Origin of the sequence: Exiguobacterium sp. S3, assembly GCF_018617295.1 — a bacterium.
GTDB classification, from domain to species: Bacteria; Bacillota; Bacilli; order Exiguobacteriales; family Exiguobacteriaceae; genus Exiguobacterium; species Exiguobacterium profundum.
Window position 1 is genome coordinate 231,137 of the sequence record NZ_JACSJW010000001.1, and the last position, 26,340, is coordinate 257,476.

A 26,340-nucleotide genomic window follows, 5' to 3' on the forward strand; every position below is an offset into this window, starting at 1 on the left:
CGACAAGGGAGCCGACATCATGTCTGCTCCCCATCGGATTATCTTGATTCAAACGATGTCATCCGAATCGAATGGAATAACTTCCCGTTATTCCGCGATTCTGCCGCGAGCAAGATTCGTTCATGCGCATCGACATAATATGTGACAGTCTCTTTATTTTCTTCTTCACTAAAAATCGATGGATAGTTTTCAATCCACTCTTCCGGAACGGTCTCAGCCGATTCTGATTTCACATACGCTTGCGCGGTACGTCCGACCAAATCGGTTTCGCCTTCACTTGAACCGAGCGTCCCGTCATCGAGCCATTTACGAATCTGTTCGTTCGTTGCACGTGACAAGAATGGATGAGGTGCGACTGCTCCGGAGTTCGTCTCCTGTCGAAGAACTTCTTCCCCGTCCGGATTGAACTCTAAGTAGGTCTCTCCATCCCATTCAGCTTTCGCGCCAACATTTGGACCCGTCACGACTTCAGATACAAAATGTCCGTCCTCATCATACGTGACAAGATACTCTCGTTCTTCGAGCTCTTCGCCTTCTTTTGGAAGTTTGCGTTCTTGATATCCGATCACGACATTCGAGTAGAATGGTTCGACTTGCTCCTCCTCTTCCCCGCTCAAATCCATGAGCACATAGAAGTTATATGCGAGTAATGCCCCGACAATGAGGATGCCGGCCAATATCACCCAGCTCAACCGTTTTTTTATCTGTTGTTTCATAGCCTATCCTCCTCGTTTCTTCACTTACTATCCTACACTAGCGAGAAGGACAAGCAAAATATTTTTGACCGAAAAAGGGCCTCATCTGAGACCCTTTCGAATTAACCTAGTTCATCTTCATCTTTCTTTTGCATCTCTAGCCATTTATCTCGTTCATCCGGTTCGTCGGTAAGATCCTTGAATAAGGCAATCATCATAAAGATGAGCACGAAGATGAATGGGAAGGCTGCGAGAATCGCAACAGCTTGTAGAGCATCTAATCCACCAGCATACAACAATACGGCTGCGATTGACGATTGGATGATTCCCCAAGTCATTTTAATCCGCATCGGCGGGACGAGCTTCCCGTTCGATGTAAGCATACCGAGGACGTATGTCGCAGAGTCGGCCGATGTAATAAAGAATGTCGAAATCAAGAAGATGGCGATTACACTGAGAAGCGTCCCAAAACCACCGAACGTTTCAAACAGTGCGAACAGCCCGACTTCAGTACCGATTTCGTTTACTTGATCAATCAAGCTATATCCTCCGAACAAATCAGCCCAGATGGCCGAACCGCCGAAGACGGAGAACCATAATAATCCGAATGATGTCGGGACAAGTAAGATTCCGATGATAAATTCCCGAATCGTACGCCCTTTCGATACACGTGCGATAAACGTTCCGACGAATGGTGACCAAGAAATCCACCAAGCCCAGTAGAAGATGGTCCAACCGTTCACCCATTCACGTTCAACGGGTTCAAATGCGGCTGTACGGAAACTCATGCTCGGGAGCTGCTGCAAATAAGTTCCGACTGTTTGTGTGAACAAGTCGAAAATGAAAGCTGTCGGTCCCGCAAACATCGTCGCTACAAGTAGGACAATTGCCAAGAATATATTCGTATTACTTAAGATTCGAATTCCTTTGTCAAGACCTGTCGAAGCACTGATCATGTAGAGCACCGTTACGACGGCAATGATGATCAACTGTGTCACGAAAGCGTTCGGTACCCCAGGGATGAGGTAATGAAGGCCACCGGCAATTTGCTGAGCACCAAAACCAAGTGAAGTCGCTACCCCGAATGCAGTCGCAATGACCGCAAGGATATCGACCGTTTGCTTCACGGGTTGTTCGTAGCGGTTATGGACGAGCGAACCGATTGTCTCCCCAATCGTCGCGGGACGACCTTTTCTAAACGTCGAATATGCGATGGCGAGCGCAATCATTGCGTAAATCGCCCATGGATGGAGGCCCCAATGGAAAAATGCATAACGCATAGCAGTCCGTGCATCTCCTTCAGGTGTAGGGGAAGCGAATGGTGGTGAGTGGAAGTGGAGCAACGGTTCAGCCGCTCCCCAGAAGATGAGTCCAATTCCCATCCCGGCACTGAATAACATGGCAAACCATGATAAATAACTAAATTCTGGACGATCTGTATCCTTTCCAAGTCGAATCGAACCATATCTTGAAAAGATTAAAAAGATGGCAACCAGTAAAAACCCGGTGGCGCTCAAGAGATAGAACCAACCCATCCCGTTTGAGAGCCAGCCTTGTAACGTACTCGTCACGTTTAATAGACTGGCATTCCCTAATAAACTCTCGGGGAAAAGTCCCCAAATCGTAAATAAGCCAGTTATGATTGCAGATACGACGAATACGGTCGTCACACGGCTTTTTCGTTCCATAAAATCACTCCTATTTAATTTTCTATTTTCATATACGTTTTCCACCCTAACATACTTTTGAAACAAGTCACAACCCTATGTGTACATAAATGTGTTATTTACCGTCCAATAGATAGGTGTCTTGTCATCAAGTTGTTTCTTTGGGCTCCAGTGAAACAATCAATGTTTCATCGACCACATAGTAAGGTCTTTTTGGCAACGTTTTTAAATAACCCCCCTCTCGTAAACGGGTCAAATCGAGTTGAAGCGCGTTCTGAAATTTTTGTAACGGTAATTTCTTCTCCTGGTCCATATACAGATCGAGTGCCCGTTGCACTTGATCCATTTCATAAATGACGTCGCGTTCATCTTCCGGTACGATATGAAACGTCTCTTTTGACATGAAGAAACGTTGTTTCGGGATTCCCGAAAGGTGATGTTTCAAGCGTTTGGTGTCGATTTCTTGCGAGTCATCCAGTAGGACGGTGCGATTCACACCTTTTGGCAGTGTCTGTTCATATTCGTGAATCGCCTGACGCAATTCTGAAAGGGTGATATCAATTTCTCGATCCTGTTCCACCTCTTTTTGTTGCGTCAATCGTTTCCACCAACTCTTTCCGAGCTTCTCTTCTTTATCCATAAGCGCACCCCTCCCTGTCTTCCTGTTCCCGAATCTTTTAAAACTTTCACCTTAAAATTGCATATTCATGAAAAAAACCTTCCTTTTTTCAAAGGAAGGTCATGGACTAGCACTTATTTCAATTTGTTACGGAGAACCATTTGCAGGATTCCACCGTGACGGTAGTAATCAATTTCAACTTCAGAGTCGAAACGAGCGATGACTTTGAACTCTGTCACCGTTCCGTTTTCATGTGTCGCTTTTGCGTGCAAGATATCGCGCGGACGTACAGACTCATCGACTTGAATATCAATTGCTTCTTCACCAGTCAATCCGAGTGATTCAGCCGATTCCCCGTCTAAGAACTGAAGCGGGAGCACACCCATCATGACAAGGTTCGAACGGTGAATCCGCTCGAAACTTTGTGCGATGACCGCACGGATTCCAAGAAGATTCGTCCCTTTCGCTGCCCAGTCACGAGATGATCCCATTCCGTAATCATTTCCTGCAAGGACAACAAGACCTGTTCCCTGTTCCTTGTACTTCATAGCCGCATCATACATTGGCATGATTTCACCAGTTGGCCAGTACGTCGTAAAGCCACCTTCAGTTCCTGGAGCAACTTGGTTGCGGATACGAATGTTTGCGAACGTACCACGCATCATGACTTCATGGTTACCACGGCGAGAACCATATGAGTTGAAGTCGATTGGCTCTACCCCTTTAGAAAGGAGGTATTGACCGGCTGGTGTCGTCTTCGAGAATGATCCAGCTGGCGAGATGTGGTCGGTCGTAACCGAATCCGCAAACTTCCCGATGACACGTAAGCCATTCAATGCATGAACCTCGCCCGCTTCTGGTTCGAGTTGTTCGAAGAACGGTGGGTTTTGGATGTATGTCGACTCATCTGAGAAGTCATACAAGTTTCCTTCCGGAACATCGAGTGCGTTCCAACGCTCGTTACCAGTGAAGACCGTTTCGTACTCTTTACGGAATGCTTCTGGTGATACCACGTCTTGGACAACCATCTTGATTTCATCGTTTGATGGCCAGATGTCTTTGAAGTATACTTCATTTCCATCTTTGTCCGTACCGAACGAATCATTCATGATGTCGAAGTTGACTGACCCGGCAAGAGCGTAAGCGACGACAAGCGGTGGTGATGCCAAGAAGTTTGCCTTCACGAGCGGGTGAACGCGTCCTTCAAAGTTACGGTTACCAGAGAGGACTGACGACACGAGCAAATCGTTTTCTGTGATCGTTTCTTCGACTTCACGGTCAAGCGGACCAGAGTTTCCGATACATGTCGTACAGCCATATCCGACCGTGTTGAAGCCAAGTTCGTCCAAGTAAGAAGTCAAACCAGCCTTATCCAAGTAGTCCGTTACGACTTTCGAACCTGGTGCGAGTGATGTCTTCACGTATTTCGGAACGGTTAAGCCACGTTCAACGGCTTTCTTCGCAACGAGTCCTGCACCGACCATGACGTATGGGTTCGATGTGTTCGTACAGCTTGTGATGGCTGCAATCGCAACATCTCCCGTACTCATGTCGACGGCGCCGTCCTCGTACTTGACTGTCGCCGTTTTGTCTAGTTCAGAACGGTCAAGTCCGAAGCCACTGTTTCCTGCAGGAGCACTCAAGCTATCGATGAACGATGTTTGAACGTCTGAGAGGTTGATTCGGTCTTGTGGACGTTTCGGACCCGCAAGTGAAGGCTGGACTTTCGACAAGTCGAGTGTCAACACTTTTGTGAACGTTGGATCAGCTTGATCTGGTGTATAGAAGAGATCATTCGCTTTAGAGTATTCTTCGACGAGTGAAATCAACTCTTCGGAGCGACCAGTCGTACGCATGTAGTTCAATGTTTCCGTATCGACCGGGAAGAATCCACATGTCGCACCATATTCAGGCGCCATGTTTGCAATCGTCGCACGGTCTGAAAGTGGCATCGTGTGGAGCGACGGTCCGAAGAATTCAACGAATTTCCCGACAACTTTTTCATGACGGAGCATCTCTGTCACGACGAGCGCCACATCTGTCGCTGTCACACCAGGGTTTACTTCACCGATGATTTTGACACCGACGACGTCTGGCACTGGGAAGTATGATGGTTGACCGAGCATACTTGCTTCCGCCTCGATTCCTCCGACACCCCAGCCAAGAACACCGAGTCCGTTGATCATCGTTGTGTGCGAATCCGTTCCGACGAGTGAATCTGGATAAGCAACTGTACCTTCTGCATCATTCTTCTCGAGGACGACAGATGCCAAGTACTCCAAGTTTACTTGGTGAACAATCCCCGTTGCAGGTGGTACGGCACGATAGTTGTCAAATGCCGTCTGAGCCCAACGTAAGAACTTATAGCGTTCTTCGTTACGTTCAAATTCGATGTCCATGTTTTTCATCAATGCGCCAGCGAAACCATATGCATCTACTTGAACTGAGTGGTCGACGACGAGATCGACAGGAATTTCTGGGTTGATTTTGTTTGGGTCTCCACCGAGGTCTGCCATCGCTTTACGAAGTGAAGCAAGGTCTACGACCGTCGGTACACCCGTGAAGTCTTGAAGTACGACACGTGCCGGTTTGAACGGTACGTCAATGTCTTTCGAGACGTCGGCAGTACCCCATTTTGCCAAGTTCTCGACATGTTCTTTCGTGATGGCACGCCCGTCTTGTTGACGGAGAACCGATTCAAGAAGAACGCGAATCGAATACGGAAGACGGCTGATGTCCGTCAATCCTTCTTCTTCCAATTTTTTCAAACGATAAAAATCATACGATTGCCCGTTCGCTTCGAACTTTGTCCGAGATGCGAAGGCGTCTAAAACATTCGTCTGTTCCATTGCAATTTCCCCCTTTTTGAAAGCGCCGACCACACGACAATGCGTAATCGCTTACTTTTCACATATTTATCATAATACAAGTATAGCGTGACGTAAAATACATTCCGTCACAAATTAGTCATAAGTAAAACTTATCAAAACTAAAATGACTTACTTCACAACAAAAAAACACCTCAGAAACGAGGTGTTTACATCTTATTCTTCCGTACCGATCTCTTCGTTGACGTCAAGTGCCTCAACAAGCGTCAAGTCATCTGCGTGACGCTCAGCGAACCGTTCATATGTGAACTCGTTCGCGAACAGGAAGACCGGACGTTCCCAACGGTCTGTAACGAGCATGTTCCGTGAATCTTGGAACGGTTTCAATGCCTTCAACTCTTTGTCTTTGACCCAACGAGCAACGCTATATGAGACTGGTTCCATTCGAATATCGACGCCATATTCATTGTTTAAACGATATTCGAATACCTCGAATTGAAGTTGTCCGACCGCGCCGAGATAAATCTCGTTATATTCGTTGCGATACACTTGAATCGCCCCTTCTTGCGCAAGCTGTTCTACCCCTTTATGGAAGTGTTTCGACTTGAGCGAGTTGACCGGCGAAACGCGCATGAACAATTCCGGTGGAAAAGTTGGCAGCGCCTCAAACGCAATCTTCTGCTTCGATGTGGTGATGGTATCTCCAATTTGATACGTCCCAGAATCATAGATCCCGATGACATCACCAGCAAACGCTTGGTCGACTGTTTCTCGATCATTCGCCATCAATTGTGTCGATTGGCTCAATTTTATCTTTTTCCCAGTACGAGTGAGCGTCACATCCATCCCACGCTCAAACACACCTGAACAGATGCGTACAAAGGCGATGCGGTCGCGGTGTGCCGGATTCATGTTCGCCTGAATCTTGAAGACGAATCCACTGAAGTCTTCTGATGTTGGATTGATTGGACCGACGTTCGACTTACGTGCCTCAGGAGCCGGAGACATCTCTAAATAGTGATTCAAGAACGCAGTCACCCCAAAGTCGACGAGCGCTGTTCCGAAAAATACCGGTGTCAATTTACCGCTCTGGATCGCCTCGACATTAATCTCGTTCCCCGCTCCATCGAGAAGGTCGATCTCATCGCGGAGGTTCGTCAAGTTCTCTTCCGACAAATGATCGGAGAGAATCGGATCGTTCACTCCGTCCTCACCCAGGTGAAGTGTCGACTTCTCCCCACGGAACAAGTGGACCTCATTTTTCATTCGGTCGTAGACACCTTCAAACTGCATTCCACTTCCGATTGGCCATGTAATCGCGACAGAAGGCATGCCTAACACTTCTTCGAGCTCTTCCATCAATTCAAGCGGATCTTTTGCCTGACGATCCAACTTGTTCATAAATGTGAAGATTGGAATCCCACGCATCCGACAAACTTGGAATAGTTTTTTCGTCTGTGTTTCAATCCCTTTCGCAGCATCAATGACCATGACCGCGCTATCGACTGATGTCAACACGCGATACGTGTCTTCACCGAAGTCGTTGTGTCCTGGTGTATCCATGATCGATACAACCTTGTCTTGATAGATGAATTGCATGACAGACGATGTGACCGAGATCCCACGTTGTTTCTCGATTTCCATCCAGTCAGATTTTGCGTGTTTTGAGTTTTTGCGCGCCTTGACCGTACCTGCCTCGCGAATCGCACCACCGTGCAAAAGTAATTTTTCTGTTAATGTTGTTTTCCCCGCATCCGGGTGAGAGATAATGCCGAATATCCGACGTCTCTCGACTTCCTGTTTCAATTGGCTCATATAGGATAGACCTTTCCTTTCTCGTCTCAGTTCATGCTTATTCTCGTAGCAACGCTATCTATTCTAACGAAATCAATTCGGTTCGTCTATCCTAATGGGACGTACGCCTTTTGCAAATAGATTCTTTTTTGTATACTAACGATGAAAGCAAGTGAATGTATAGAACGGGGGAAAGACGATGCCAGAAAACTTGATGATGTATTTCATTGTATTCTGGGGATTCGTCATGATTGGACTCATGACGATTGGCGGGTACTTCATGTTTCGTAAGTTTTTAAAACGAATGCCAAAAGAAGATGGACGTTCCCTACTTGACATCGAAGATGATTATATAGAAAGAACGCGTCATCTCTGGACTCCGGAGACGCGGACGCTATTAGATCGTCTCGTCACACCGGTACCCGAGTTGTTCCGCGACGTGGCGATCCGAAAAATCGCAGGTAAAATCGGTCAATTCGCGCTTGAATCGCGTGCAAAAAAAATGACGACCGAACTTGTGGTAAAGGGTTACATCGCCGCAACGCCGAAGCGCGATCACAAGTTCTTAAAGAAAGCGCTAACCGAAGAACAGATTGATTGGACGCCATACGAACACTATTTTCAGCAGTAGACTCTATCTCATTCAGATAGAGTTTTTTATTTGTCGAATTGTGCGATTCGCCTAATGGGTCAAAAGTACCTTTTCTCGAGCTTTATATTACATCGAAATAACGTTCACGAATTAGACAATATTGAAAACGCTTACAGTAAATTGGTATGACCAATATTAATATAACGTCTTTCATTTCGACACGAAAAAAAGGAATGACTGAATTGTTTTTCACAACGCATAATGGATTTATCTTACAGTCAAGGAGGGTCTATTATGCATGATGTGACACAAGTTTCACAAACGACAAGCCATCAATCTGCCCACATGATTACCGAACATGAGACATTTCATCGGTTAATGCAGGAAAAAAATCGCTTCATCGTTCCAGCTATCATCTCCTCACTCATCTTTTATTTCACACTCCCGATTCTGACGAGCTATACGACGATCTTGAATACACCACTCATCGGGGACATCACTTGGGCTTGGGCGTTCGCCTTTTCCCAGTTCATTATGACTTGGACACTTTGTGTACTTTATAGTCGACGTGCCCGTCGCTTTGACGCACTCGTCGAACGATTGAAAGACGAGGTGAGATCATGAATTGGACCGCGATCGCCCTCTTTATCGCCATTGTCGGACTCACGCTAGTGATTACATACTTTGCAGCAAGAAAAACAAAAACTGCCAGCGATTTTTATACGGCAGATGGTGGATTGACCGGATTTCAAAACGGTCTTGCCATTGCAGGCGACTATATGTCTGCCGCATCGTTTCTCGGAATTGCAGGTATGATTGCGCTTGCGGGATTCGATGGGTTTTTCTATTCAATCGGTTTCCTCGTTGCCTATCTCGTTGTCCTCTATCTCGTCGCCGAACCATTGCGAAATCTTGGGAAATATACGATGGCAGACATGATTGCGGCACGTTTTAACAAGCCTCGCGTACGTGGTGTCGCAGCGATGAATGCGATTGTTATCTCCATCTTTTACATGATTGCGCAACTCGTCGGAGCGGGTGCTTTGATTGAACTGTTACTCGGAATCCCTTATACGACAAGTGTCGTCGTCGTCGGAATCTTAATGACAGTCTACGTCGTTTTCGGTGGCATGACGGCCACTTCTTGGGTACAAATCACAAAAGCCGTACTTCTGATGATTGGGACGGCAATCATTTCATTTCTCGTGTTCGCTCGTTTTGATTTCTCCGTCACGACGATGTTTAATGAAGTCAGTAAAGCGACCCCACTCGGAAGTGACTTCTTGAACCCTGGGAACAAGTTCAAGCTACCGCTCGATACCATTTCATTAAACATGGCGCTCGTGCTCGGTACGGCAGGGCTCCCTCATATTCTGATTCGCTTCTTCACCGTCAAAGATGCACCGACTGCTCGGCAATCCGTCGTCTATGCGACATGGATCATCGGTGCATTTTATATCTTGACCATTTTCCTAGGTTTCGGTGCCGCAGCATTCGTCGGACGTGATGCCATTCTCGCCGCAAACCCTGCCGGCAACATGGCGGCCCCTCTTCTCGCGCAAGTGCTCGGTGGTGACCTCTTGTTCGCTTTCGTTGCCGCAATCGCGTTCGCGACAATTCTTGCCGTTGTCGCTGGACTCGTACTGTCAGCTGCTTCCGCCTTCGCCCATGACTTCTACGGACATATCATTCGTAAAGGGGAAGCGACAGAAACTGAACAAGTGAAAGCCGCGCGAATCGCTTCAGTTGCGGTCGCACTCGTCTCAATGGGACTAGCCTTTTTCGCCCAGTCGATGAACGTTGCATTTCTTGTCTCGCTCGCTTTCGCCGTTGCGGCGAGTGCGAACTTACCTGTCATCCTCTTTACGATTTTCTGGAGACGCTTCAATACAGGTGGCGCCATTTGGGGAATGGTCGTCGGCTTGTTCTCCTCACTGATTCTAGTCGCACTCAGTCCGAACCTGTGGGCTCCGGACGGTTCGGCCATCTTTCTCGGTGAAGCCCTTTTCCCGCTATCCAATCCCGGGATTGTATCAATCCCCCTTGGTTTCATCGCTGCCGTGATTGGTACACTGGTCACGAAATCAGATGAAGTTGCTGGTAACTATGAACGCGTACTTGTCAAGGCGAACACCGGAATCGACGCGGAGACAGAAGTCGCCGCTACGAAAGCAGATTAAATAAAAATGGAGTGGCTCAACGCCACTCCATTTTTACGTGATTGCGATTCGTTTATATTTTTGATACATGGCGATTCGCCACGGGACAATCATCCCCCAAGCAATCAAATAGAACAATCCGCCTGTAGAGAATAGATCGACCTCATGACCGACCCAAACCTTCATTGCTGTACGGATGGCAAGGAGTGCGAACACGACCACAAAAAATGCTTTCGATCGTGAGAGATACACTTCGCCGTCCCGTTTTTCAAAATTGGATGTCTTAATCAAAAACAGACTGAAGATGAGTCCGACCGCAAGGGCCTCAGCCACTTCGACCCATGATAAGCGAAACGCGGGAATCAAAAACTGAATCATCCCGGTCGTCATCGCAAGTGGTGGAATTAAAATTTTCTTCGCATTCGTCGGCTTTGCCGATGCTTTTACACGAACAAAGCTCGCTACGATACCCATTAACAACGCGACGAGAGTCGACCCCCATAACATTGACATCTCGGTCAACCCCTTAAAATCCGGTGAATCCGACAAGCTCGCTCATCCATGCAGCGAACCGATTCATTCCGTCAAAATATAATAGTACGCCGAACGCCATCATCAAATAGCCTCCGACTTTTGCTACTTTTGCACTGTTGCGTGCTAAGTACTTGATCTTGCCAACGAATGCGACCATTACCAAAAATGGAATTGCAAATCCGATGACATACGCCAACATATAGCCGAGTCCTTGACTCGGGTTCGTGGCGGCTAGTGCGATCACACCAGCTAAAATTGGACCTGTGCACGGTGTCCAGCCTGCCGCAAATCCAATACCAATTAAAACGGTTCCAAAATAACCGCTCTTTCGTTCGCCGATATCCATTTTCTTTTCACGCATCATAAATTGCGGTTGCCATAAGCCCGCCAAAAAGACGCCGAACACGAAAATCAAAATGGCGCCGAACATGCGTAGACTGTCCTTATATTGGATGAAGACGTCTGCAATCAATGAAGTCGACAATCCTAGTACGAGAAAGACAATCGAAAAACCGAATAAGAACGAAAATGTGTGGAACCAAGCTGTACGCTGTTTTAATCCTTCATTTTTTAACTCAGATACGGAAACCCCAGTAATATACGAGAGAAAGACCGGATACAACGGGAGCGTACATGGTGACAAGAACGATAAGACGCCCGCCCCAAATGCGAGCCATAATGTGACTTCCATGACGATTTCCACCTTTCACGACCATTATAGCGAAAACCTATTTAAATTGCTCGAATCTTTTCTTTCAAACCGCAACATCATTTTGTAATTTTTGAAATGGAAATGAAACTTGTCATCTGTAAACGGAGGTGCTAAGATTTGGATATTCCAGTTCACAAAATTCTAATTTACATGATGGGGGAACGAACGTGGCAGTCACCGCAGCAGATACACTACACCAGGCCATTGAACAAAAACGTGATGAACTGTATAAAATCGCGTCAAAGCATTCTTGGAACTCACCCGAAGTCATTTCAGTAAGCCAAGAACTTGACTCTTTAATCACTCGTCATGTCCTATCAAAGCATAATAAAGAGAAACTTCATTCTTGAAACTTGACAGCTCGTCACCTTGTGTGGCGAGCTTTTTCCATGGAAAAAAGGACACCTGAATAGGTATCCTTTCCAAATCAAGACATCAGACGTTGTCCGGATTGCAGTTCATACATCTTTTTGTACAGTCCGTCTTGTTTCAATAACTGTTGATGATTGCCGCGTTCCACGATTTCACCACGATGCAAGACCAAAATTAAATCTGCATCTTGAATCGTCGACAGGCGGTGGGCGATTGCGATTGTCGTCCGACCACGACGCATCCGATCGAGCGCGGTTTGTACACGCTCCTCTGTTTCGGTATCGATCGAGCTCGTCGCTTCATCGAGAATAAGCACTTTTGGATTACGTGCGACCGTACGGGCAAATGCGAGCAATTGACGCTCCCCGCTTGAGAACGTCGCTCCACGCTCTCCGACGACATGGCCATAGCCAGCGTCCAACTTTTCAATGAATGTATGCGCTTGGACGAATTCAGCAGCTTCACGCGCGCGCTCAGAATCGATGACTGGATTGAACAGCTTCAAATTCTCTTCGATTGTTCCCGTAAATAAGAATGGGTCTTGTAGGACAAGCCCGACTTGTTGACGAAGCTCTTGCTCCTCGAACTGTTCGAGCGGTTGCCCATCAATCGTGATGCGACCTGATTCATATGGATAAAAACGTGTCAACAAATTGATGATTGAACTCTTACCGCTCCCAGTATGACCAACGAGCGCAACCGTCTCACCTGGTTTAGCAACGAAAGAAATCTGTTTCAACACGTCAACTTCTCCGTCGTAACTGAATGTCACATTTTCGAACCGAACTTCCCCATCAGTGATTCGTGCTTCACCAGGCATCTGTTTACCTGGAGCCGGTTCATCCGTATCTAAAATTTTGAAGACACGGTCGGCCGATACGACGGCTTGTTGAAATTCGCTTAATCGTTGCATGATATCAAGCACGGGACGGAAAATACGTTCAATATAGCTGATGAAAGCATACACGACCCCTACTTGAACTTGTTCACTCATCGAGAGTACCCCGTAATAACCGAGCAGACCGATGATGGAGAAGGCGAGAAGCAATTCGATAATCGGGCGGAGTAACATGCTATCGAGTTTTAAGTTCCGATATCGTGCCTCCTGATGCGCTTCGTTCGTCTCTTCGAACTGACGAATGAGACGCTCTTCTTGACGAAATTGTTGAATGATGCCCATCCCATTGATGGATTCGTTCAACTGGGCGTTGAGTTGTGACAACAAATCCCGCACTTGCGCGAAATATTTCGTCGAGAAACGACGATACGCCCAAATGATAAGCCAGAAGAGAGGCAACAAGATGAGTCCCATCGTTGCGAGCGGGGGCTCCAAGATGTAGAGGAAGATATACGTCCCAATCAACTGAACGGCAGACTGAACGAACGTACTCATCACCCCGACATAGAGCTCTTTTACGGCCTCCGTATCATTCGTGATACGCGATACAAGGACTCCCGCTGGTGTGCGGTCAAAGTAGGCAAGTCGCATCCCCATAACGTGACGGAAGATGTCCATCCGAATGTTTTGCACAATTTTTAAGGCGATTTTTTGAAAAGATATGGATTGCAGATAGTCAAATACAATCGCCGACAAATGAAGCACCATATAGACAGCAAAAAGAGCGATGACCCAGTTCGTCGGGTAGACACCTGGTGTGACGAATTCATCGATAAACACTTTGATTAGAAACGGCCCTGCCAACTTTGCACCTGTCGCAATCAAGAGAAATACGAAGGCAACACTTAGCGGTTTTCCGTACCGTTTCGCGTAACTGAGCAGGCGCTTGATGACTTGCCATTCTTGGACATCATGTTTCATCGTGTCCCCCCCCTTCTACAATCGCTTCAAGTTGCTGACGATCATATGTCTCACGATACCAGCCCGTCTCTTGAAGCAATGCCTCATGGCGACCTCGTTGAATGATGTTTCCGTCCTCAATCACGAGAATCTCGTCAGCGTGTTCTACAGCCGAAAGACGATGTGCGACAATGACGCGCGCCTGATCTGGATTACCGACTCGAAAATGCTCGATAATCGACTCTTCCGTTTTCGCATCGACCGCAGATAGGGCATCATCTAATATCAATACATCCGCCGCTGTCATGAGCGCCCGCGCGATGGAAATCCGTTGTTTTTGTCCTCCTGATAATGTGACTCCACGTTCACCGACGAGTGTCGCATATCCTTCCGGAAGACGGACAATATCTTCATGCACCTCAGCAACCTTAGCTGCTTCGATGATTTCATCCATGCTCGCTTCAGGCCTTCCGAACGCGATATTGTTCGCAATCGAATCCGAGAACAAGAAATGATCTTGTGGAACGACCGCAATTTTATCCATCAGAAGTGATTTTTTCACTTGGCGGATGTTGATCCCACCGATTTTAATCTTTCCATCTTTCACATCATACTCACGCGTCAATAGACGGACAATCGTCGTCTTCCCTGCACCTGTTCTGCCGACAATCCCGATTGTTTTTCCACGTTCAATCCGAAAATGGACATTGTGGAGCACAACGGTCTCATCATAGGCGAAGTTTCGAATATCGACCTCCACCTCTGAATGAGAAAGGGTCGTCGCAGCCATGCGGTCGTCTTGAATCTCAGGTTTGACGGCGAGCATTCGCTCAATTCGGTCGTAAGACGCGCGTCCACGCTCCACGATATTGAACAACCATCCAAAGGCTAACATCGGCCATGTCAACAGTGCCAAATAAGCTGTGAAGCTGACAATCTGTCCAATCGTCAATTCGCCTTGTTCAATCAAGAAGGCTCCATACCCGACCGAAAGGATATAAGACAATCCGACAATTCCGAAGATGGTCGGGTCGTATAAGGCATCAATCTTCGCGACTCGTACGTTTTTCGCCATGACTTCACTCGATAAGTTCTCAAACGATTCCACATCCCGATCGACTTCCCCCGTCGACTTTAAGACACGGACGCCACTGACGCTTTCCTGCACTTTGTCATTCAATTCTGAAAATGCCGCTTGGGCGACCCCGAATCGGCTATGTAACATCTTTCCATATCGCGTTGTCAAAGCGACCATGATTGGTAACGGTAGTAAGGCGACGAGCGTCAATTTCCAGCTGATTGTTGTAATCATCGTGATGATGACGAACGTCCCAAGTGTCACGCTATCGACGAGTGTTAAAATCCCCGCACCGGCCGTCATCGATACGGCTTGTACATCATTTGTCGCATGGGCCATCAAATCACCGACCCGTGACTTTTTATAAAATCGCTGATCAAGATCTGTGAAATGCCGATATAGTTGGCTACGAAGCATTCTTCCTAGACGAATCGATGCGCCGAAGATAAAATAGCGCCAAAAGAAGCGGGCGACATAATTTCCAATCCCAACAGCAGCAAGTCCCCCTAATAACAGCCAGAGTGTGTCAGACGAAAGCGAACCACGGTTAATCTCATCGACAATCCGTCCGATGATGCGTGGTGGAATCAGTTCTAGACCAGCCACGAAGATCAGTAAGACGATGCCGAGCGCGTACGTCTTCCACTCAAGACGCAAAAACCAAGATAATTGTTTGAATACACGAATGTGAAACGCCCCCCTTTGTCTTTATATGAAGATTATTCATTAATCGTAGCGAAAGTTTGTTCGATTGTCTAACAAAAAGAGGAAACAAAAAAGCACTTCGGGAACCGAAGTGCTTTCGTGATTGATTATGATTTCTTTTCGTTTTTCATCTGCACGTTCATGGCGCGCATCACTTGGTTGACTTTCTTCTGTGATGGCTTTTGACCCATCTGCATCATCAACGTACGAATCATATCTTCATTGATTGGCGGGTTCTGTTCAAGGTAGTTCATCATGTATTTACGCGCGATAAAGAATCCAATCGCGATACCCCCGATGAGTGCTGCCACGACAAGAAGAATCCAGAATAATGTACTCAAGGCTTTACCTCCTCTACCATATGAAACATCGTTTTTTACTATACACTAAATTGAACAACTTCGCTAGTCGTCCAGAAAAAAAGTGACGGCCAAACGATTGGCCGTCACAACAATCTAACTAGAGATTAAAGTGATTTTACTGCATTGACGACGTTGTCGACTGACATGCCGTATTCTTTCATGAGGAGGTCACCAGGTGCAGATGCTCCGAACTTGTCGATTCCGAGTACCTTACCACCGAATCCTACATATTTGTACCATCCAAGTGTCGCACCCGCTTCAAGTGATACACGTTTCGTGACTGAAGATGGAAGGACAGATTCTTTGTACTCTGCAGATTGCGCTTCGAAGAGTTCCCATGATGGCATCGAGACGACTGCCGCTTTCACGCCTTCTGACGCGAGCTGTTCACGCGCTTCAACGAGAACGTGTACTTCAGAACCTGTACCGAGCAAGAGAACGTCTGCATCTTTCGATTCACCTGCAACGACGTAAGCTCCTTTTGCTGCCGTTTCAATAGATGTACCTTCGAGTTCTGGTAACGCTTGACGAGTCAAGACGAGAAGTGAAGGAGTCGTTTTCGATGTCACCGCTTGTTTCCAAGCTGCAATCGTTTCTTTGCCGTCAGCAGGACGAAGAACAGAGAGGTTCGGCATCGCGCGGAAGCTCATCAAATGTTCGACCGGCTCGTGCGTTGGACCATCTTCACCGACTGCGATTGAGTCGTGCGTCAAGATGAACGTCGATGGAAGTCCCATAAGTGCTGCGAGACGGACTGCAGGACGGAGGTAATCCGAGAAGACGAAGAACGTCGCACCGTAAGGAAGAACACCACCGTGAAGGGCCATACCGTTCACAGCTGCCGCCATCGCGAACTCACGAACACCGAACCAGATGTTACGACCAGCTGGGTCTTCATCGAAGTCTACCGCACCTTTGATCATCGAGTTGTTCGATCCAGCAAGGTCAGCCGAACCACCAAAGAGTGTCGGTACTGCTTTTGCGATTGCGTTCAACACTTCACCGCTCGTTTGACGTGTTGCTTTTTTCGAACCGATTTCGAAAGTCGGCAACTCGCTATCCCAACCTTCAGGAAGGTCATTGTTCATTGCGCGCTCGAACTGTGCTCCGAGCTCAGGGTGTGCCGCTTTATACGCTTCAACGAGTTCGTTCCAGTCTGACTCATATTTCGCGCCAGGCTCGACAACTTTCTCGTTGAATAAGTCATATACTTCGTTTGGAACGTAGAATGACTCGCCTTCCCATTTGTAGAACTGTTTCGTCAATTCGATTTCAGCGTCTCCAAGTGGCGCACCGTGTGATGCCGATTTACCCGACTTGTTCGGTGAACCGAATCCGATGACCGTCTTGACTTCGATCAATGTCGGCTTCGACGTCTCTGCTTTCGCAGCATCGATCGCTTTTGCGATTGAATCGATGTCCGTTCCGTCTTCGACACGAATGACTTGCCATCCGTAAGCGTTGAAACGGTCTTCTACGCTTTCAGAGAACGACTTATGAAGGTCGCCATCGAGAGAGATATCGTTTGAATCGTAAAGAACGACGAGTTTACCGAGCTTCAAGTGACCTGCGAGGGAAGCCGCCTCCGCAGATACACCTTCCATCAAGTCTCCGTCACCGCAAATGCCGAACGTGTAGTGGTCAACGACGTTGAACTCGTCGCGGTTGTAAGTCGCTTCTAAGTGTTTCTCTGCCATGGCCATCCCGACAGCCATCGCAATCCCTTGTCCAAGTGGGCCCGTTGTCGCATCTACCCCAGCCGTGTGGCGGTACTCAGGGTGACCAGGTGTCTTCGAGTCCATTTGACGGAATGATTTCAAATCGTCCATCGACAAATCATAGCCAGACAAGTGAAGGAGCGAATACAAGAGCATCGATCCATGACCCGCTGAGAGCACGAAACGGTCACGGTTGAACCAGTTCGGGTTTTTCGGGTTGTGACGCATTTTATCTGTCCAAAGTGTAAACGCCATCGGGGCAGCGCCCATTGGCATCCCTGGGTGACCAGAGTTCGCTTTTTGGACTGCATCAATTGAGAGCGTCCGAATCGAGTTAATCGCTAATAATTCTTTAGTAGTTGTTTCCACTAATTTCATCCTCTCTGTGTTAAGAAGGTTTTCTACCCGTCATATTTTATCATACTCAATCGTGTGTCACAACTAATTAATTAGTATAACACATTTGATGAAATCGTTTCCTTCTATTGCATGAAATAGCATGTAATCCGTTCGTCTGATGCGTGTTCGTGTATAACAAAAATGCACATCCTATGCGAAATAGGATGTGCATTCGGTATCACTCACCGCGATAGCGTTTTTGATCTTCTTTCAACTTCTCTGGTGTAACGTCATTTCCATCTGGATCGACGACTTTCATACCCATCATTTGTGATTTGAACGATTGACGAAACGCCTTCAAATATTCTTGACGCAAGTCTTGTTGCTCGTTCATTTCTTCTTGAGACAGTCCTTCTGTCTTCGCTTTGTTGGCGAGGAAATTGATTCGCTCCAATTGTCCTGGTGCTAACATATGACTCGCCCCCTCTCTAGTGAATTTGTTCTTATACTTTACAAAATCAGAGAGGAAGAATCAAGTTTCAGCAACCGACTGGTGCTCAAGATATCGTCGATTGACCGTTGCCTTCGAGACCTCATAACCAAATCCACGTAGCGTCGCCGCAATCTCAGCGAACGTCAAGCCACGTTCACGCAATTGGATAATCTCTTCGATTGGCACTTCAATTCGATGTCGCCCACCTTGATCATGATTTTGAATGTTGCGCTGTGGGTTAAATCCGTTGGCGACCGCACGACGCATCCCACGCGAGATTTTCGCATTGTGAATTTTTCGTTGATATTCTTCGACAACACTGACAATCTCCAATACCATCTTCTCTGCATCGGAAACGACATAGTCCGACGTAGACTGCATCGTCAGCAATCGCACGTCATGCTTCATTAAAGTATGCAAGATCGCAATCTTAGCATTCCCTCGTCCTAAGCGACTGTCGTCCGTGACGAGCACGGCATCGAGCTGAGAAGTGGATACATGGTCCAGTAAATCAAGTAGCCCTTGTCGATTGACTTCATAACCGCTCTCTTGCTCTGTGATGACATCTATGACGTCGGCCCCTAATCCCGAAGCCAGCTGCTGTAATTCTTCGACTTGCCGACTGAGTGATGTCTCTTGGGTAGACTTGTTCGTCGATACCCGGCAATAGATGACGACCCGCATCGCACCACTCCCTTTCATTGCATTCATTTGTTACGATACACAGTTTAAGATTGATTCGCAATGAAGAACGATCACTCAGCGGCATACCATTTCATTTTTCGTTCGTTATGCTCTTCACGCTCTGCCATGATCTGTGCTTCGAGTGATTCTGCTTCGACGTACGCAACCTCTTCTTCGATTGTCCGCTCTGACGTGACGACCGGATCGACAACTTTTGGTTCCCCTCGCATTTCACCAGCCAAATAAAAAGCGAACATCCCGACTAAGAGCATCCCGACTAAAATGATTCCGTTGAGTGTATCTTTCATGATTACATTGCCTCCTGTATAAGAATATATGTTCGTTAGAACGTTTGTTCGTTTATCTGTTCTCATCATAAAACAAGAACCCGTGTTCGGTCAACACAAAAAAACGAACGAATGTTTGTACGCTCATGTGTTCTTGTGTTACACTAGACACATAAAGAATAGGATGCGATTGCAGGTTATTCGATTATATCGAGGTGAACATAATGAAAAAAATGTCAGCGCGACAACAGCAGATTCTTGATTTCATCAAAGACGAAGTACGGGCAAAAGGTTATCCGCCTTCTGTTCGTGAAATTGGAGAAGCCGTCGGTCTTGCATCTAGTTCGACCGTACACGGTCATCTAGATCGTTTAGAGAAGCGTGGATTGATTCGTCGAGATAAGACGAAGCCTCGCGCGATTGAAATTTTGACTGAAGATATGCCGACAATAGAAGAGCAAGAGTCCGTCATGTACGTACCGGTCATCGGGAAGGTCACTGCCGGGACACCGATCACCGCCATCGAGAACGTGGAAGAGCACTTCCCTCTTCCAGCACATATCGTCGGGTCAGATAATGTATATATGTTGTCTGTCTCTGGGGATTCGATGATCAATGCAGGAATTTTAGACGGAGACCGGGTGCTCGTCCGCCAGCAGAGCACGGCCGACAATGGAGAGATTGTCGTCGCCATGACGGAAGAAGGCGAAGCGACCGTGAAGCGAATTTACAAAGAAGCTTCGAAGGTCCGCCTTCAACCGGAGAACGACGAGTTAGAAGCGATGTATTTTGACAACGTCTCGATTTTAGGGAAGGTTATCGGTGTATACCGGACGATTCATTAATGGCTAGTGGCAAGACCCATACCCGTACGAATCTCGTGGCAACCGGAGCACTCGCGGTTGCCACGCCTTTTCTTGAAATCGATGTTCCGTTCTCATTGATCATCGGTGCCATCATCGGTACACTCTGGCTCTCCCCGGACCTCGATTTGAAATCAGACGCCTATTATCGATGGGGACCTCTCAAACTGATTTGGCTCCCTTACGTAAAGCTCATGCCGCACCGTTCGCTCTTCTCGCACTTACCTGCTTTGAGTGATATGATTCGGATTGCATATATCGGGTTCCCACTCGTGCTGCTTCTGCCCTTCACGGCTTACGAAGAGGAAATACGCTCATGGGTGGACATTCATGGCATGTCCTTCTTTTTAGGGCTCGTGTTTGCGACGACACTGCATACGACGCTCGACTATACTTCAACGTTTTTCAAAAAAGCGTTTTAACCAACAAAGGACCACCTTCGTGAAGTACAGAAGGTGGTCCTTTGTTTTAATTGGAATGATAACGTGTTATAGGGTATCCATTTTATGAATGAAATGCTTAAACTAATACGACCCGATCTTTCCTGCACGCAAATTATCGAGATGAGTTGGAAGAAATCCGATATTGTCAAACTATGAAGGAGGAGAATTTGATGGTAAAAGCATTAAATGAGCTGATGGACTTTATCGAACAGCACTTAACGGAAGAACTATTAGATTCAGAAATCACAAAAATCACCGGACTATCTGCTCACCATTTTAAGAGGATGTTTTCGTATATGTCAGGAATGACACTTCACACTTATATACGAAATCGACGGTTTTCTATCGCAAATGAAAAATTGGTTCATGGTTCAAGCGTAACAGAAATCGCATATCTCTATGGATATCAATCGGTCGAAGGGTTTTCCAGAGCGTTTCGAGATTGGTCTGGTCATTTGCCTTCTGAAGTCATGAAGAATCACATTCAAAAGTCGTTCCCTCGCTTCACGTTTTATATCGATATAAAAGGAGGAACATCAATGGAGTTCAAGTTAGAAGAGAAAGAAGCTTTTCAAATCGTTGGAGTTTCAAAGCGTGTCCCTATTCAATTCGAGGGAGTCAACGAAGAAATCATGGAACTAGCGAAGTCGATTACGGAAGAGCAACGGGCTCACATGCATGAATTGGGCAATTTATATCCGCATCGTGCCTTGAACGCATCGTTTAATTTTGATGACGGTCACTTAGAAGAAGAAGGTTATTTGACACATATGATCGGTTTCGCCACGACAAGAGAAATTAAGTATGACGATCTCGAAGTGATTTCAATCCCAAAAAGTTTATGGGCAATCTTCCCGAACACTGGACCATTCCCAAACACTCTACAAGAGACGATGGCAAGAACCTATGCAGAATGGTTACCTTCTTCGGGATACGCACTTCAAGACTTGCCAAGCATTTCATTTAGTAAAATAGAAACAGGATATGACAACGTATATAGCGAGGTTTGGGTCCCTGTGAAGGTTAGAGAAGAGCCGGAATCATAAAGATATCTCCGCTATTATGATTTATCAAAAAGAGTATGGAGCATCCCAAATTGAGGGATGCTCCATACTCTTTAATATATCTCTTCTATTTAGTAGAGCGTCATGTACTGATCGCGTTCCCACTCTGTTACTTGCATACGGAACATATCCCACTCGATTTCTTTCAACTCGAGGAAGTGTTCGCCGATATGCTCACCAAGTGAGTCCATCACAACTTTGTCCGCACGAAGGACTTCGAGTGCGTCGAAGAGTGTCGCTGGGAGATCGTCGATTCCGTTTGCTACACGCTCTGGCTTGTCCATCACGTAGATGTTGCTATCGATTGGTTTAGGTGCATTCAAATCTTTTTCGATCCCGTCAAGACCTGAAGCCAAGAGGGCAGCAAGTGCAAGGTACGGGTTCGCCGCTGGGTCAACCGAACGTACTTCGATACGAGTCGAGAGACCACGTGCCGCTGGTACACGTACGAGTGGCGAACGGTTACGTGCGCTCCATGCAACATAGCAAGGTGCTTCGTAGCCTGGTACGAGACGCTTGTATGAGTTGACAGTCGGGTTACATACTGCCGTGAAGGCACGAGCGTGCTCCAAGATACCGGCTGTGAACGCGCGAGCTGTGTCTGAAAGTTCCATGTCGCCGTTTGGATCGTAGAAGACGTTTGTGTCGCCTTTGAAGAGTGACATGTTCGCATGCATCCCTGAACCGTTTACCCCGAAGAGCGGTTTCGGCATGAATGTCGCGTGAAGACCATACTTCGCTGCGATCGTCTTAACGACGAGTTTGAACGTTTGGATGTTATCTGCCGTCGTGACAGCATCTGCGTATTTGAAATCGATTTCGTGTTGTCCTGGTGCTACTTCGTGGTGTGATGCTTCGATTTCAAAGCCCATGTTTTCAAGTTCGATGACGATCTCTTTACGGCAGTTCTCACCGAGGTCAACTGGTGCCAAGTCGAAGTATCCACCTTGGTCGTTGAGTTCAAGAGTCGGACGACCTGATGCGTCTTTTTTGAACAAGAAGAACTCTGGCTCTGGTCCAACGTTGAACGCTGTGAAACCAAGTTTTTGCATCTTCTCAAGGTTACGCTTGAGTGTACCGCGCGGGTCACCGCTGAATGGTGTACCGTCTGGGTTATAAATATCGCAAATTAAGCGAGCAACTTTTCCGCTGCCATCTGTCCACGGGAAGACAACCCACGTGTTGAGGTCTGGATACAAGTACATGTCTGATTCCTCGATGCGGACGAATCCTTCGATTGACGATCCGTCAAACATCATCTTGTTATCAAGTGCTTTGTCCAATTGGCTGATCGGCACCTCGACGTTTTTGATTGTTCCGAGGATGTCCGTGAATTGAAGACGAATAAAGCGTACGTCTTCCTCTTGTGCGATGCGTTTAATGTCTTCTTTTGTGAACGTTTTTCTGGCCATGGTAAAATGTCCCCTCTCACATTGCGTAATGGTTGATGTGTGCGGCGTTATCGATAGAAACGTGAAAGCTCACCTTGAATGAGCGATGTTTTATTGAAACGACCGGCTTCTTGAAGCTGTGTTTTCAACAAATGATGTAACTCTTTTTCCGAAACCTTCGGTGCTTCACTGACCGGTGCGGCCGGAGCAGATGCTTCCGCTTCTTTTTCACCTTCTTGCTCTAACATGTGGCGAATCGCCGCCAAGTTAAAGCCTTGATCAATGTAATCCTTGATTGCGAGTAGACGTTCGACATCATTAAAGGAATAAAGTCGTCGTTTCGATTCCGTCCGACTAGGCGAAATCAGACCCTGTTCTTCGTAATACCGAATCTGTCTACCTGTCAGTTGCGTCAAATCTTGGACGATTCCAATCGGAAACAACGGGTTGGAGCGACGAAATTGATCGGCCATCCTTACCCCTCCTTTTCTGTCTCACAATGTGAGAATAATATATGACAACAATCCTGTCAATAGATGTTAAGAAAGTTAACATGACAGATTAGTTACAAATGTGTCGGCTGATTTTGGTCATTGAATTCGACCAATCCTTTACCGTGTAATTGGCTCAACGCCAACATGAGCGCGACTTTTACGTGAGCATACGTCAGACCACCTTGAACGTACGCCGTGTACGGTGCCCGAAGCGGACCATCGGCAGACAGCTCGATGGAAGAACCCTGAATGAACGTCCCAGCTGCCATGATGACGTCATCTTCATAACCCGGCATATAGGCCGGCACCGGTAACGCATGGGCATTGACCGGCGATGCCATTTGGATGCTCTGACAAAACGCAATCATCTTGTCGCGGTCACGGAACGTCACCGACTGAATCAAGTCCGTTCGTAGAGTCGTATAGTGAGGATCTGTCTCGAATCCGATCAAAGACAATAGACTTGCCGTCAAATGGGCCCCTTTTAATGCCTGTGCGACTGTATGAGGTGCCATATAGAAGCCTTGATACATCTCTTGAAGCGAGTAGAGTGATGGTCCGGCTTCGCTTCCGATACCTGGAGTCGTCATACGGAACGAACACCGTTCAATTAACTCTTTCGTACCAGCGATATAACCGCCCGTCTTCGCCAATCCACCGCCTGGGTTTTTGATGAGAGAACCAGCCATCAAGTCAGCCCCGACGTGCGTCGGTTCGATCGTCTCGACAAACTCACCGTAACAATTGTCCACGAACACATACACATGCGGATGTTCCGCTTTAATCCGTTCGATGGCCACTTTGATTTCATCGACTGGAATACTGCGACGGTTCGCATACCCTTTCGATCGCTGAATCCCAACGAGTTTCGTCTCAGGACGAATCCGTTCGAGGACGCGGTCGATGTCAATTTCACGTTCCTCTTTTAATTCGACAGTATCGTAATGGACACCGAGTTCTTTTAACGAACCGCGACCATCGCCACGGATGCCGACAATCTCCTCAAGCGTGTCATAAGGCTTCCCAGTGATATAGAGTAGCTCATCACCTGGTAGAAGGACACCAAACAAGGCAATCCCGATTGCATGGGTACCGGAGATGATTTGTGGTCGGCATAGCGCGAGCTCGGCTCCAAACACATCCGCATAAATCGACTCGAGGGTGTCTCGACCGATATCGTCATATCCATATCCCGTCGTCGGATTAAAATGAAAATCCGACACTTTATGCTTTTTAAACGATTCTAGGACGCGATACTGGTTGAATTCGGCCGTCTCGTCAATCCTTTCGAAAAACGGTTTGACCCGTGCCTCCGCTTTTTTTACGAACGGCGCGAGCGCATCATAATGTTCAATCTTTTCTTGCCACATACTTACACCTCAAATTGTTTTAGCGTCGCATATAGACGCGTGTCTTCTCTCATATAACCTACTAATTCGACAGAACCGTCATCTAAAAAGCTCTCTTCAAGACGATACATCGCCTCTTTGGCCGGGTGGTAGTGTTCAAACGCCGTCACCGGGAGAATGACATGGACTTTTGTCAAAATGTCCGCAATCTTATCCTCGAGAGCACCTGTCAACGTCACGATATCTTCCGAGGCGATTGCCGAGATCAATAACGGTCCGCCGACGAAGTCTTCCGTGAGACGGTCTTTCTTATTATATACCTCGAGCTGAGGCACCTCACTCGCACCGAGTTCCTCTAATACCGCATTCGTCGTATCGATTTGATTCAGATAATGTGGGTTCGATGCATCGATGACATGAAGGATCAAGTCGGCACCGACAACTTCTTCTAATGTCGAACGAAACGCGGCAACGAGTTTCGTCGGCAAGTCACGGATGAATCCGACCGTATCTGTGATCAGTACTTTCCCACCTCGCGGAAGTTCGAGCTCGCGCGTCAACGGGTCGAGCGTCGCAAACAATTCATCCTGCTCGTACGTGTCGGCATCGGTCAATCGGTTAAAGATTGTCGACTTCCCAGCATTCGTATACCCGACGAGCGCGACTTGGAATACCCTGTTTTCTTTTCGGCGTTCTCGGTAACGTCCACGGTGTGCGACTGTCCCCTCGAGCTGTTTCGTGATTTCATCGATGCGGCGCTTGATGTGACGACGATCCGATTCAAGTTTCGTCTCACCAGGACCACGCGTCCCGATTCCACCACCGAGTCGCGAAAGCTGTGTGCCTTGACCGATGAGACGCGGCAGCAAATAGTTCATCTGCGCGAGTTCGACCTGCAATTTCCCTTCGCGCGATTGCGCACGGCTCGCAAAGATGTCCAAGATGAGCTGTGTGCGGTCAATCAACTTCATCTCATCTGGATCGTTCAAGGCGATGCGAATGTTTTTCGACTGTGCCGGTGTCAATTCGGCGTTGAAAATCAATAAGTCCGGCTCGAACTGTTCGACGAGCATCGCGAGTTCCTCGATTTTCCCTTTCCCGATAAAGGTACGACGGTCGATTTGTTGACGCTTTTGGTCGAGTCTGGCAACGACTTCGCCTTGCGCTGTGTCCACGAGTTCAACGAGCTCGCCCATCGACTGTTCATATGTCCAATCATCGGTGTCAGGCAACTGACAACCGACGATGACAACTTTTTCACGTTCAATCATGTAATCCCTCATTCCATAAAGTCTCACCT

Annotated in this window: 25 protein-coding genes; 7 read left to right on the top strand and 18 right to left on the bottom strand. The window is 47.2% G+C overall.

Translation table 11 applies throughout. The features are described 5' to 3' along the window. Window positions 1–38: 38 nt before the first annotated feature. The 5 genes from KNO65_RS01260 to KNO65_RS01280 form a co-directional block, all read right to left on the bottom strand. Window positions 39–716, bottom strand: a complete 678-nt coding sequence (locus KNO65_RS01260) for a hypothetical protein (protein WP_012726441.1) — start codon at window positions 714–716, stop codon at window positions 39–41. A gap of 101 nt (window positions 717–817) precedes the next feature. Further along, window positions 818–2,383 (bottom strand): BCCT family transporter, encoded by a 1,566-nt coding sequence (locus KNO65_RS01265; protein WP_214781331.1) that lies wholly within the window; start codon window positions 2,381–2,383, stop codon window positions 818–820. Window positions 2,384–2,510: 127 nt separating this feature from the next. Continuing rightward, entirely contained in the window at window positions 2,511–3,002 is a 492-nt protein-coding gene (locus KNO65_RS01270) for a DUF3939 domain-containing protein (protein WP_214781333.1), read from the bottom strand. 113 nt (window positions 3,003–3,115) lie between these two features. Further along, entirely contained in the window at window positions 3,116–5,830 is a 2,715-nt protein-coding gene (gene acnA / locus KNO65_RS01275; RefSeq protein WP_214781334.1) for an aconitate hydratase AcnA, read from the bottom strand. Window positions 5,831–6,025: 195 nt separating this feature from the next. Beyond that, window positions 6,026–7,624 (bottom strand): peptide chain release factor 3, encoded by a 1,599-nt coding sequence (locus KNO65_RS01280; protein ID WP_214781337.1) that lies wholly within the window; start codon window positions 7,622–7,624, stop codon window positions 6,026–6,028. Window positions 7,625–7,802: 178 nt separating this feature from the next. Here KNO65_RS01280 and KNO65_RS01285 point away from each other — a divergent pair, with 178 nt between their 5' ends. The 3 genes from KNO65_RS01285 to KNO65_RS01295 all read left to right on the top strand — a co-directional run bounded on the left by KNO65_RS01285 (window position 7,803) and on the right by KNO65_RS01295 (window position 10,375). Next, window positions 7,803–8,234, top strand: coding sequence for a DUF2621 domain-containing protein (locus KNO65_RS01285; RefSeq protein WP_031423504.1), 432 nt, complete (start codon window positions 7,803–7,805; stop codon window positions 8,232–8,234). A 255-nt stretch (window positions 8,235–8,489) separates the two neighbouring features. Beyond that, window positions 8,490–8,819 carry a DUF485 domain-containing protein gene (locus KNO65_RS01290; RefSeq protein WP_214781338.1) on the top strand — a complete coding sequence of 110 codons (330 nt, stop codon included), beginning with the start codon at window positions 8,490–8,492 and terminating at the stop codon, window positions 8,817–8,819. Beyond that, window positions 8,816–10,375 (top strand): solute symporter family protein, encoded by a 1,560-nt coding sequence (locus KNO65_RS01295; RefSeq protein WP_031423500.1) that lies wholly within the window; start codon window positions 8,816–8,818, stop codon window positions 10,373–10,375. The genes KNO65_RS01290 and KNO65_RS01295 overlap by 4 nt, the downstream gene beginning before the upstream one ends. A gap of 33 nt (window positions 10,376–10,408) precedes the next feature. On the opposite strand, the gene KNO65_RS01300 is transcribed toward KNO65_RS01295, so the two are convergent. Next, a complete protein-coding gene (locus tag KNO65_RS01300; RefSeq protein WP_031423499.1) occupies window positions 10,409–10,861 on the bottom strand; it encodes a CcdC family protein in 453 nt (150 codons plus the stop codon). A 19-nt stretch (window positions 10,862–10,880) separates the two neighbouring features. Beyond that, entirely contained in the window at window positions 10,881–11,579 is a 699-nt protein-coding gene (locus tag KNO65_RS01305; RefSeq protein WP_012726450.1) for a cytochrome c biogenesis CcdA family protein, read from the bottom strand. A 188-nt stretch (window positions 11,580–11,767) separates the two neighbouring features. Between KNO65_RS01305 and KNO65_RS01310 the strand changes: the two genes are divergently transcribed. Further along, on the top strand, window positions 11,768–11,950 hold the full coding sequence (locus tag KNO65_RS01310; RefSeq protein WP_214781340.1) for an aspartyl-phosphate phosphatase Spo0E family protein: 183 nt from the start codon (window positions 11,768–11,770) through the stop codon (window positions 11,948–11,950). Between the two features lie 77 nt (window positions 11,951–12,027). Here KNO65_RS01310 and KNO65_RS01315 read toward each other — a convergent pair whose 3' ends face one another. The 7 genes from KNO65_RS01315 to KNO65_RS01345 form a co-directional block, all read right to left on the bottom strand. Continuing rightward, window positions 12,028–13,791: an ABC transporter ATP-binding protein gene (locus KNO65_RS01315; RefSeq protein ID WP_159562399.1), complete on the bottom strand. Its 1,764-nt coding sequence runs from the start codon at window positions 13,789–13,791 to the stop codon at window positions 12,028–12,030. Next, window positions 13,781–15,535, bottom strand: a complete 1,755-nt coding sequence (locus KNO65_RS01320; RefSeq protein ID WP_214782061.1) for an ABC transporter transmembrane domain-containing protein — start codon at window positions 15,533–15,535, stop codon at window positions 13,781–13,783. Before KNO65_RS01320 ends, KNO65_RS01315 begins: the two co-directional genes overlap by 11 nt. 125 nt (window positions 15,536–15,660) lie before the next feature. Then, window positions 15,661–15,894, bottom strand: coding sequence for a YneF family protein (locus KNO65_RS01325; RefSeq protein ID WP_012726454.1), 234 nt, complete (start codon window positions 15,892–15,894; stop codon window positions 15,661–15,663). Window positions 15,895–16,019: 125 nt separating this feature from the next. Beyond that, a complete protein-coding gene (gene tkt / locus KNO65_RS01330) occupies window positions 16,020–18,011 on the bottom strand; it encodes a transketolase (RefSeq protein WP_074036867.1) in 1,992 nt (663 codons plus the stop codon). A gap of 199 nt (window positions 18,012–18,210) precedes the next feature. Beyond that, entirely contained in the window at window positions 18,211–18,444 is a 234-nt protein-coding gene (locus KNO65_RS01335; protein WP_031423491.1) for a DUF896 domain-containing protein, read from the bottom strand. A 60-nt stretch (window positions 18,445–18,504) separates the two neighbouring features. Then, window positions 18,505–19,149, bottom strand: coding sequence for a YneB family resolvase-like protein (locus tag KNO65_RS01340; RefSeq protein WP_031423490.1), 645 nt, complete (start codon window positions 19,147–19,149; stop codon window positions 18,505–18,507). Between the two features lie 71 nt (window positions 19,150–19,220). Beyond that, the gene (locus KNO65_RS01345) at window positions 19,221–19,457 is read right to left on the bottom strand and encodes a hypothetical protein (RefSeq protein WP_074036863.1); all 237 of its coding nucleotides are present in this window, start codon (window positions 19,455–19,457) and stop codon (window positions 19,221–19,223) included. A gap of 203 nt (window positions 19,458–19,660) precedes the next feature. Between KNO65_RS01345 and lexA the strand changes: the two genes are divergently transcribed. The 3 genes from lexA to KNO65_RS01360 all read left to right on the top strand — a co-directional run bounded on the left by lexA (window position 19,661) and on the right by KNO65_RS01360 (window position 21,788). Beyond that, window positions 19,661–20,281 (top strand): transcriptional repressor LexA, encoded by a 621-nt coding sequence (lexA, locus tag KNO65_RS01350; RefSeq protein ID WP_214781342.1) that lies wholly within the window; start codon window positions 19,661–19,663, stop codon window positions 20,279–20,281. Further along, window positions 20,281–20,721, top strand: a complete 441-nt coding sequence (locus KNO65_RS01355) for a metal-binding protein (protein ID WP_214690818.1) — start codon at window positions 20,281–20,283, stop codon at window positions 20,719–20,721. Before lexA ends, KNO65_RS01355 begins: the two co-directional genes overlap by 1 nt. A gap of 191 nt (window positions 20,722–20,912) precedes the next feature. Continuing rightward, window positions 20,913–21,788 (top strand): AraC family transcriptional regulator, encoded by an 876-nt coding sequence (locus tag KNO65_RS01360; RefSeq protein WP_214781344.1) that lies wholly within the window; start codon window positions 20,913–20,915, stop codon window positions 21,786–21,788. A gap of 89 nt (window positions 21,789–21,877) precedes the next feature. On the opposite strand, the gene glnA is transcribed toward KNO65_RS01360, so the two are convergent. From glnA to hflX, 4 genes are all read right to left on the bottom strand, one after another. After that, complete coding sequence (gene glnA / locus KNO65_RS01365) at window positions 21,878–23,218, bottom strand: type I glutamate--ammonia ligase (RefSeq protein WP_047795243.1); 1,341 nt, start codon at window positions 23,216–23,218, stop codon at window positions 21,878–21,880. A 47-nt stretch (window positions 23,219–23,265) separates the two neighbouring features. Continuing rightward, window positions 23,266–23,670, bottom strand: coding sequence for a MerR family transcriptional regulator (locus KNO65_RS01370; RefSeq protein WP_031423479.1), 405 nt, complete (start codon window positions 23,668–23,670; stop codon window positions 23,266–23,268). Between the two features lie 92 nt (window positions 23,671–23,762). Then, on the bottom strand, window positions 23,763–25,061 hold the full coding sequence (locus KNO65_RS01375) for a methionine gamma-lyase family protein (RefSeq protein ID WP_196430819.1): 1,299 nt from the start codon (window positions 25,059–25,061) through the stop codon (window positions 23,763–23,765). A gap of 2 nt (window positions 25,062–25,063) precedes the next feature. Next, window positions 25,064–26,311 (bottom strand): GTPase HflX, encoded by a 1,248-nt coding sequence (hflX, locus tag KNO65_RS01380; RefSeq protein ID WP_031423477.1) that lies wholly within the window; start codon window positions 26,309–26,311, stop codon window positions 25,064–25,066. Window positions 26,312–26,340: the final 29 nt, after the last annotated feature.

Bases quoted from the DNA above. Each gene is read 5' to 3' on its own strand.
- KNO65_RS01260 (WP_012726441.1), bottom strand. From the start codon at position 716: ATGAAACAACAGATAAAAAAACGGTTGAGCTGGGTGATATTGGCCGGC.
- KNO65_RS01265 (WP_214781331.1), bottom strand. From the start codon at position 2,383: ATGGAACGAAAAAGCCGTGTGACGACCGTATTCGTCGTATCTGCAATC.
- KNO65_RS01270 (WP_214781333.1), bottom strand. From the start codon at position 3,002: ATGGATAAAGAAGAGAAGCTCGGAAAGAGTTGGTGGAAACGATTGACG.
- acnA (WP_214781334.1), bottom strand. From the start codon at position 5,830: ATGGAACAGACGAATGTTTTAGACGCCTTCGCATCTCGGACAAAGTTC.
- KNO65_RS01280 (WP_214781337.1), bottom strand. From the start codon at position 7,624: ATGAGCCAATTGAAACAGGAAGTCGAGAGACGTCGGATATTCGGCATT.
- KNO65_RS01285 (WP_031423504.1), top strand. From the start codon at position 7,803: ATGCCAGAAAACTTGATGATGTATTTCATTGTATTCTGGGGATTCGTC.
- KNO65_RS01290 (WP_214781338.1), top strand. From the start codon at position 8,490: ATGCATGATGTGACACAAGTTTCACAAACGACAAGCCATCAATCTGCC.
- KNO65_RS01295 (WP_031423500.1), top strand. From the start codon at position 8,816: ATGAATTGGACCGCGATCGCCCTCTTTATCGCCATTGTCGGACTCACG.
- KNO65_RS01300 (WP_031423499.1), bottom strand. From the start codon at position 10,861: ATGTTATGGGGGTCGACTCTCGTCGCGTTGTTAATGGGTATCGTAGCG.
- KNO65_RS01305 (WP_012726450.1), bottom strand. From the start codon at position 11,579: ATGGAAGTCACATTATGGCTCGCATTTGGGGCGGGCGTCTTATCGTTC.
- KNO65_RS01315 (WP_159562399.1), bottom strand. From the start codon at position 13,791: ATGAAACATGATGTCCAAGAATGGCAAGTCATCAAGCGCCTGCTCAGT.
- tkt (WP_074036867.1), bottom strand. From the start codon at position 18,011: ATGAAATTAGTGGAAACAACTACTAAAGAATTATTAGCGATTAACTCG.
- KNO65_RS01335 (WP_031423491.1), bottom strand. From the start codon at position 18,444: ATGTTAGCACCAGGACAATTGGAGCGAATCAATTTCCTCGCCAACAAA.
- KNO65_RS01340 (WP_031423490.1), bottom strand. From the start codon at position 19,149: ATGCGGGTCGTCATCTATTGCCGGGTATCGACGAACAAGTCTACCCAA.
- KNO65_RS01345 (WP_074036863.1), bottom strand. From the start codon at position 19,457: ATGAAAGATACACTCAACGGAATCATTTTAGTCGGGATGCTCTTAGTC.
- lexA (WP_214781342.1), top strand. From the start codon at position 19,661: ATGAAAAAAATGTCAGCGCGACAACAGCAGATTCTTGATTTCATCAAA.
- KNO65_RS01355 (WP_214690818.1), top strand. From the start codon at position 20,281: ATGGCTAGTGGCAAGACCCATACCCGTACGAATCTCGTGGCAACCGGA.
- KNO65_RS01360 (WP_214781344.1), top strand. From the start codon at position 20,913: ATGGTAAAAGCATTAAATGAGCTGATGGACTTTATCGAACAGCACTTA.
- glnA (WP_047795243.1), bottom strand. From the start codon at position 23,218: ATGGCCAGAAAAACGTTCACAAAAGAAGACATTAAACGCATCGCACAA.
- KNO65_RS01370 (WP_031423479.1), bottom strand. From the start codon at position 23,670: ATGGCCGATCAATTTCGTCGCTCCAACCCGTTGTTTCCGATTGGAATC.
- KNO65_RS01375 (WP_196430819.1), bottom strand. From the start codon at position 25,061: ATGTGGCAAGAAAAGATTGAACATTATGATGCGCTCGCGCCGTTCGTA.
- hflX (WP_031423477.1), bottom strand. From the start codon at position 26,311: ATGATTGAACGTGAAAAAGTTGTCATCGTCGGTTGTCAGTTGCCTGAC.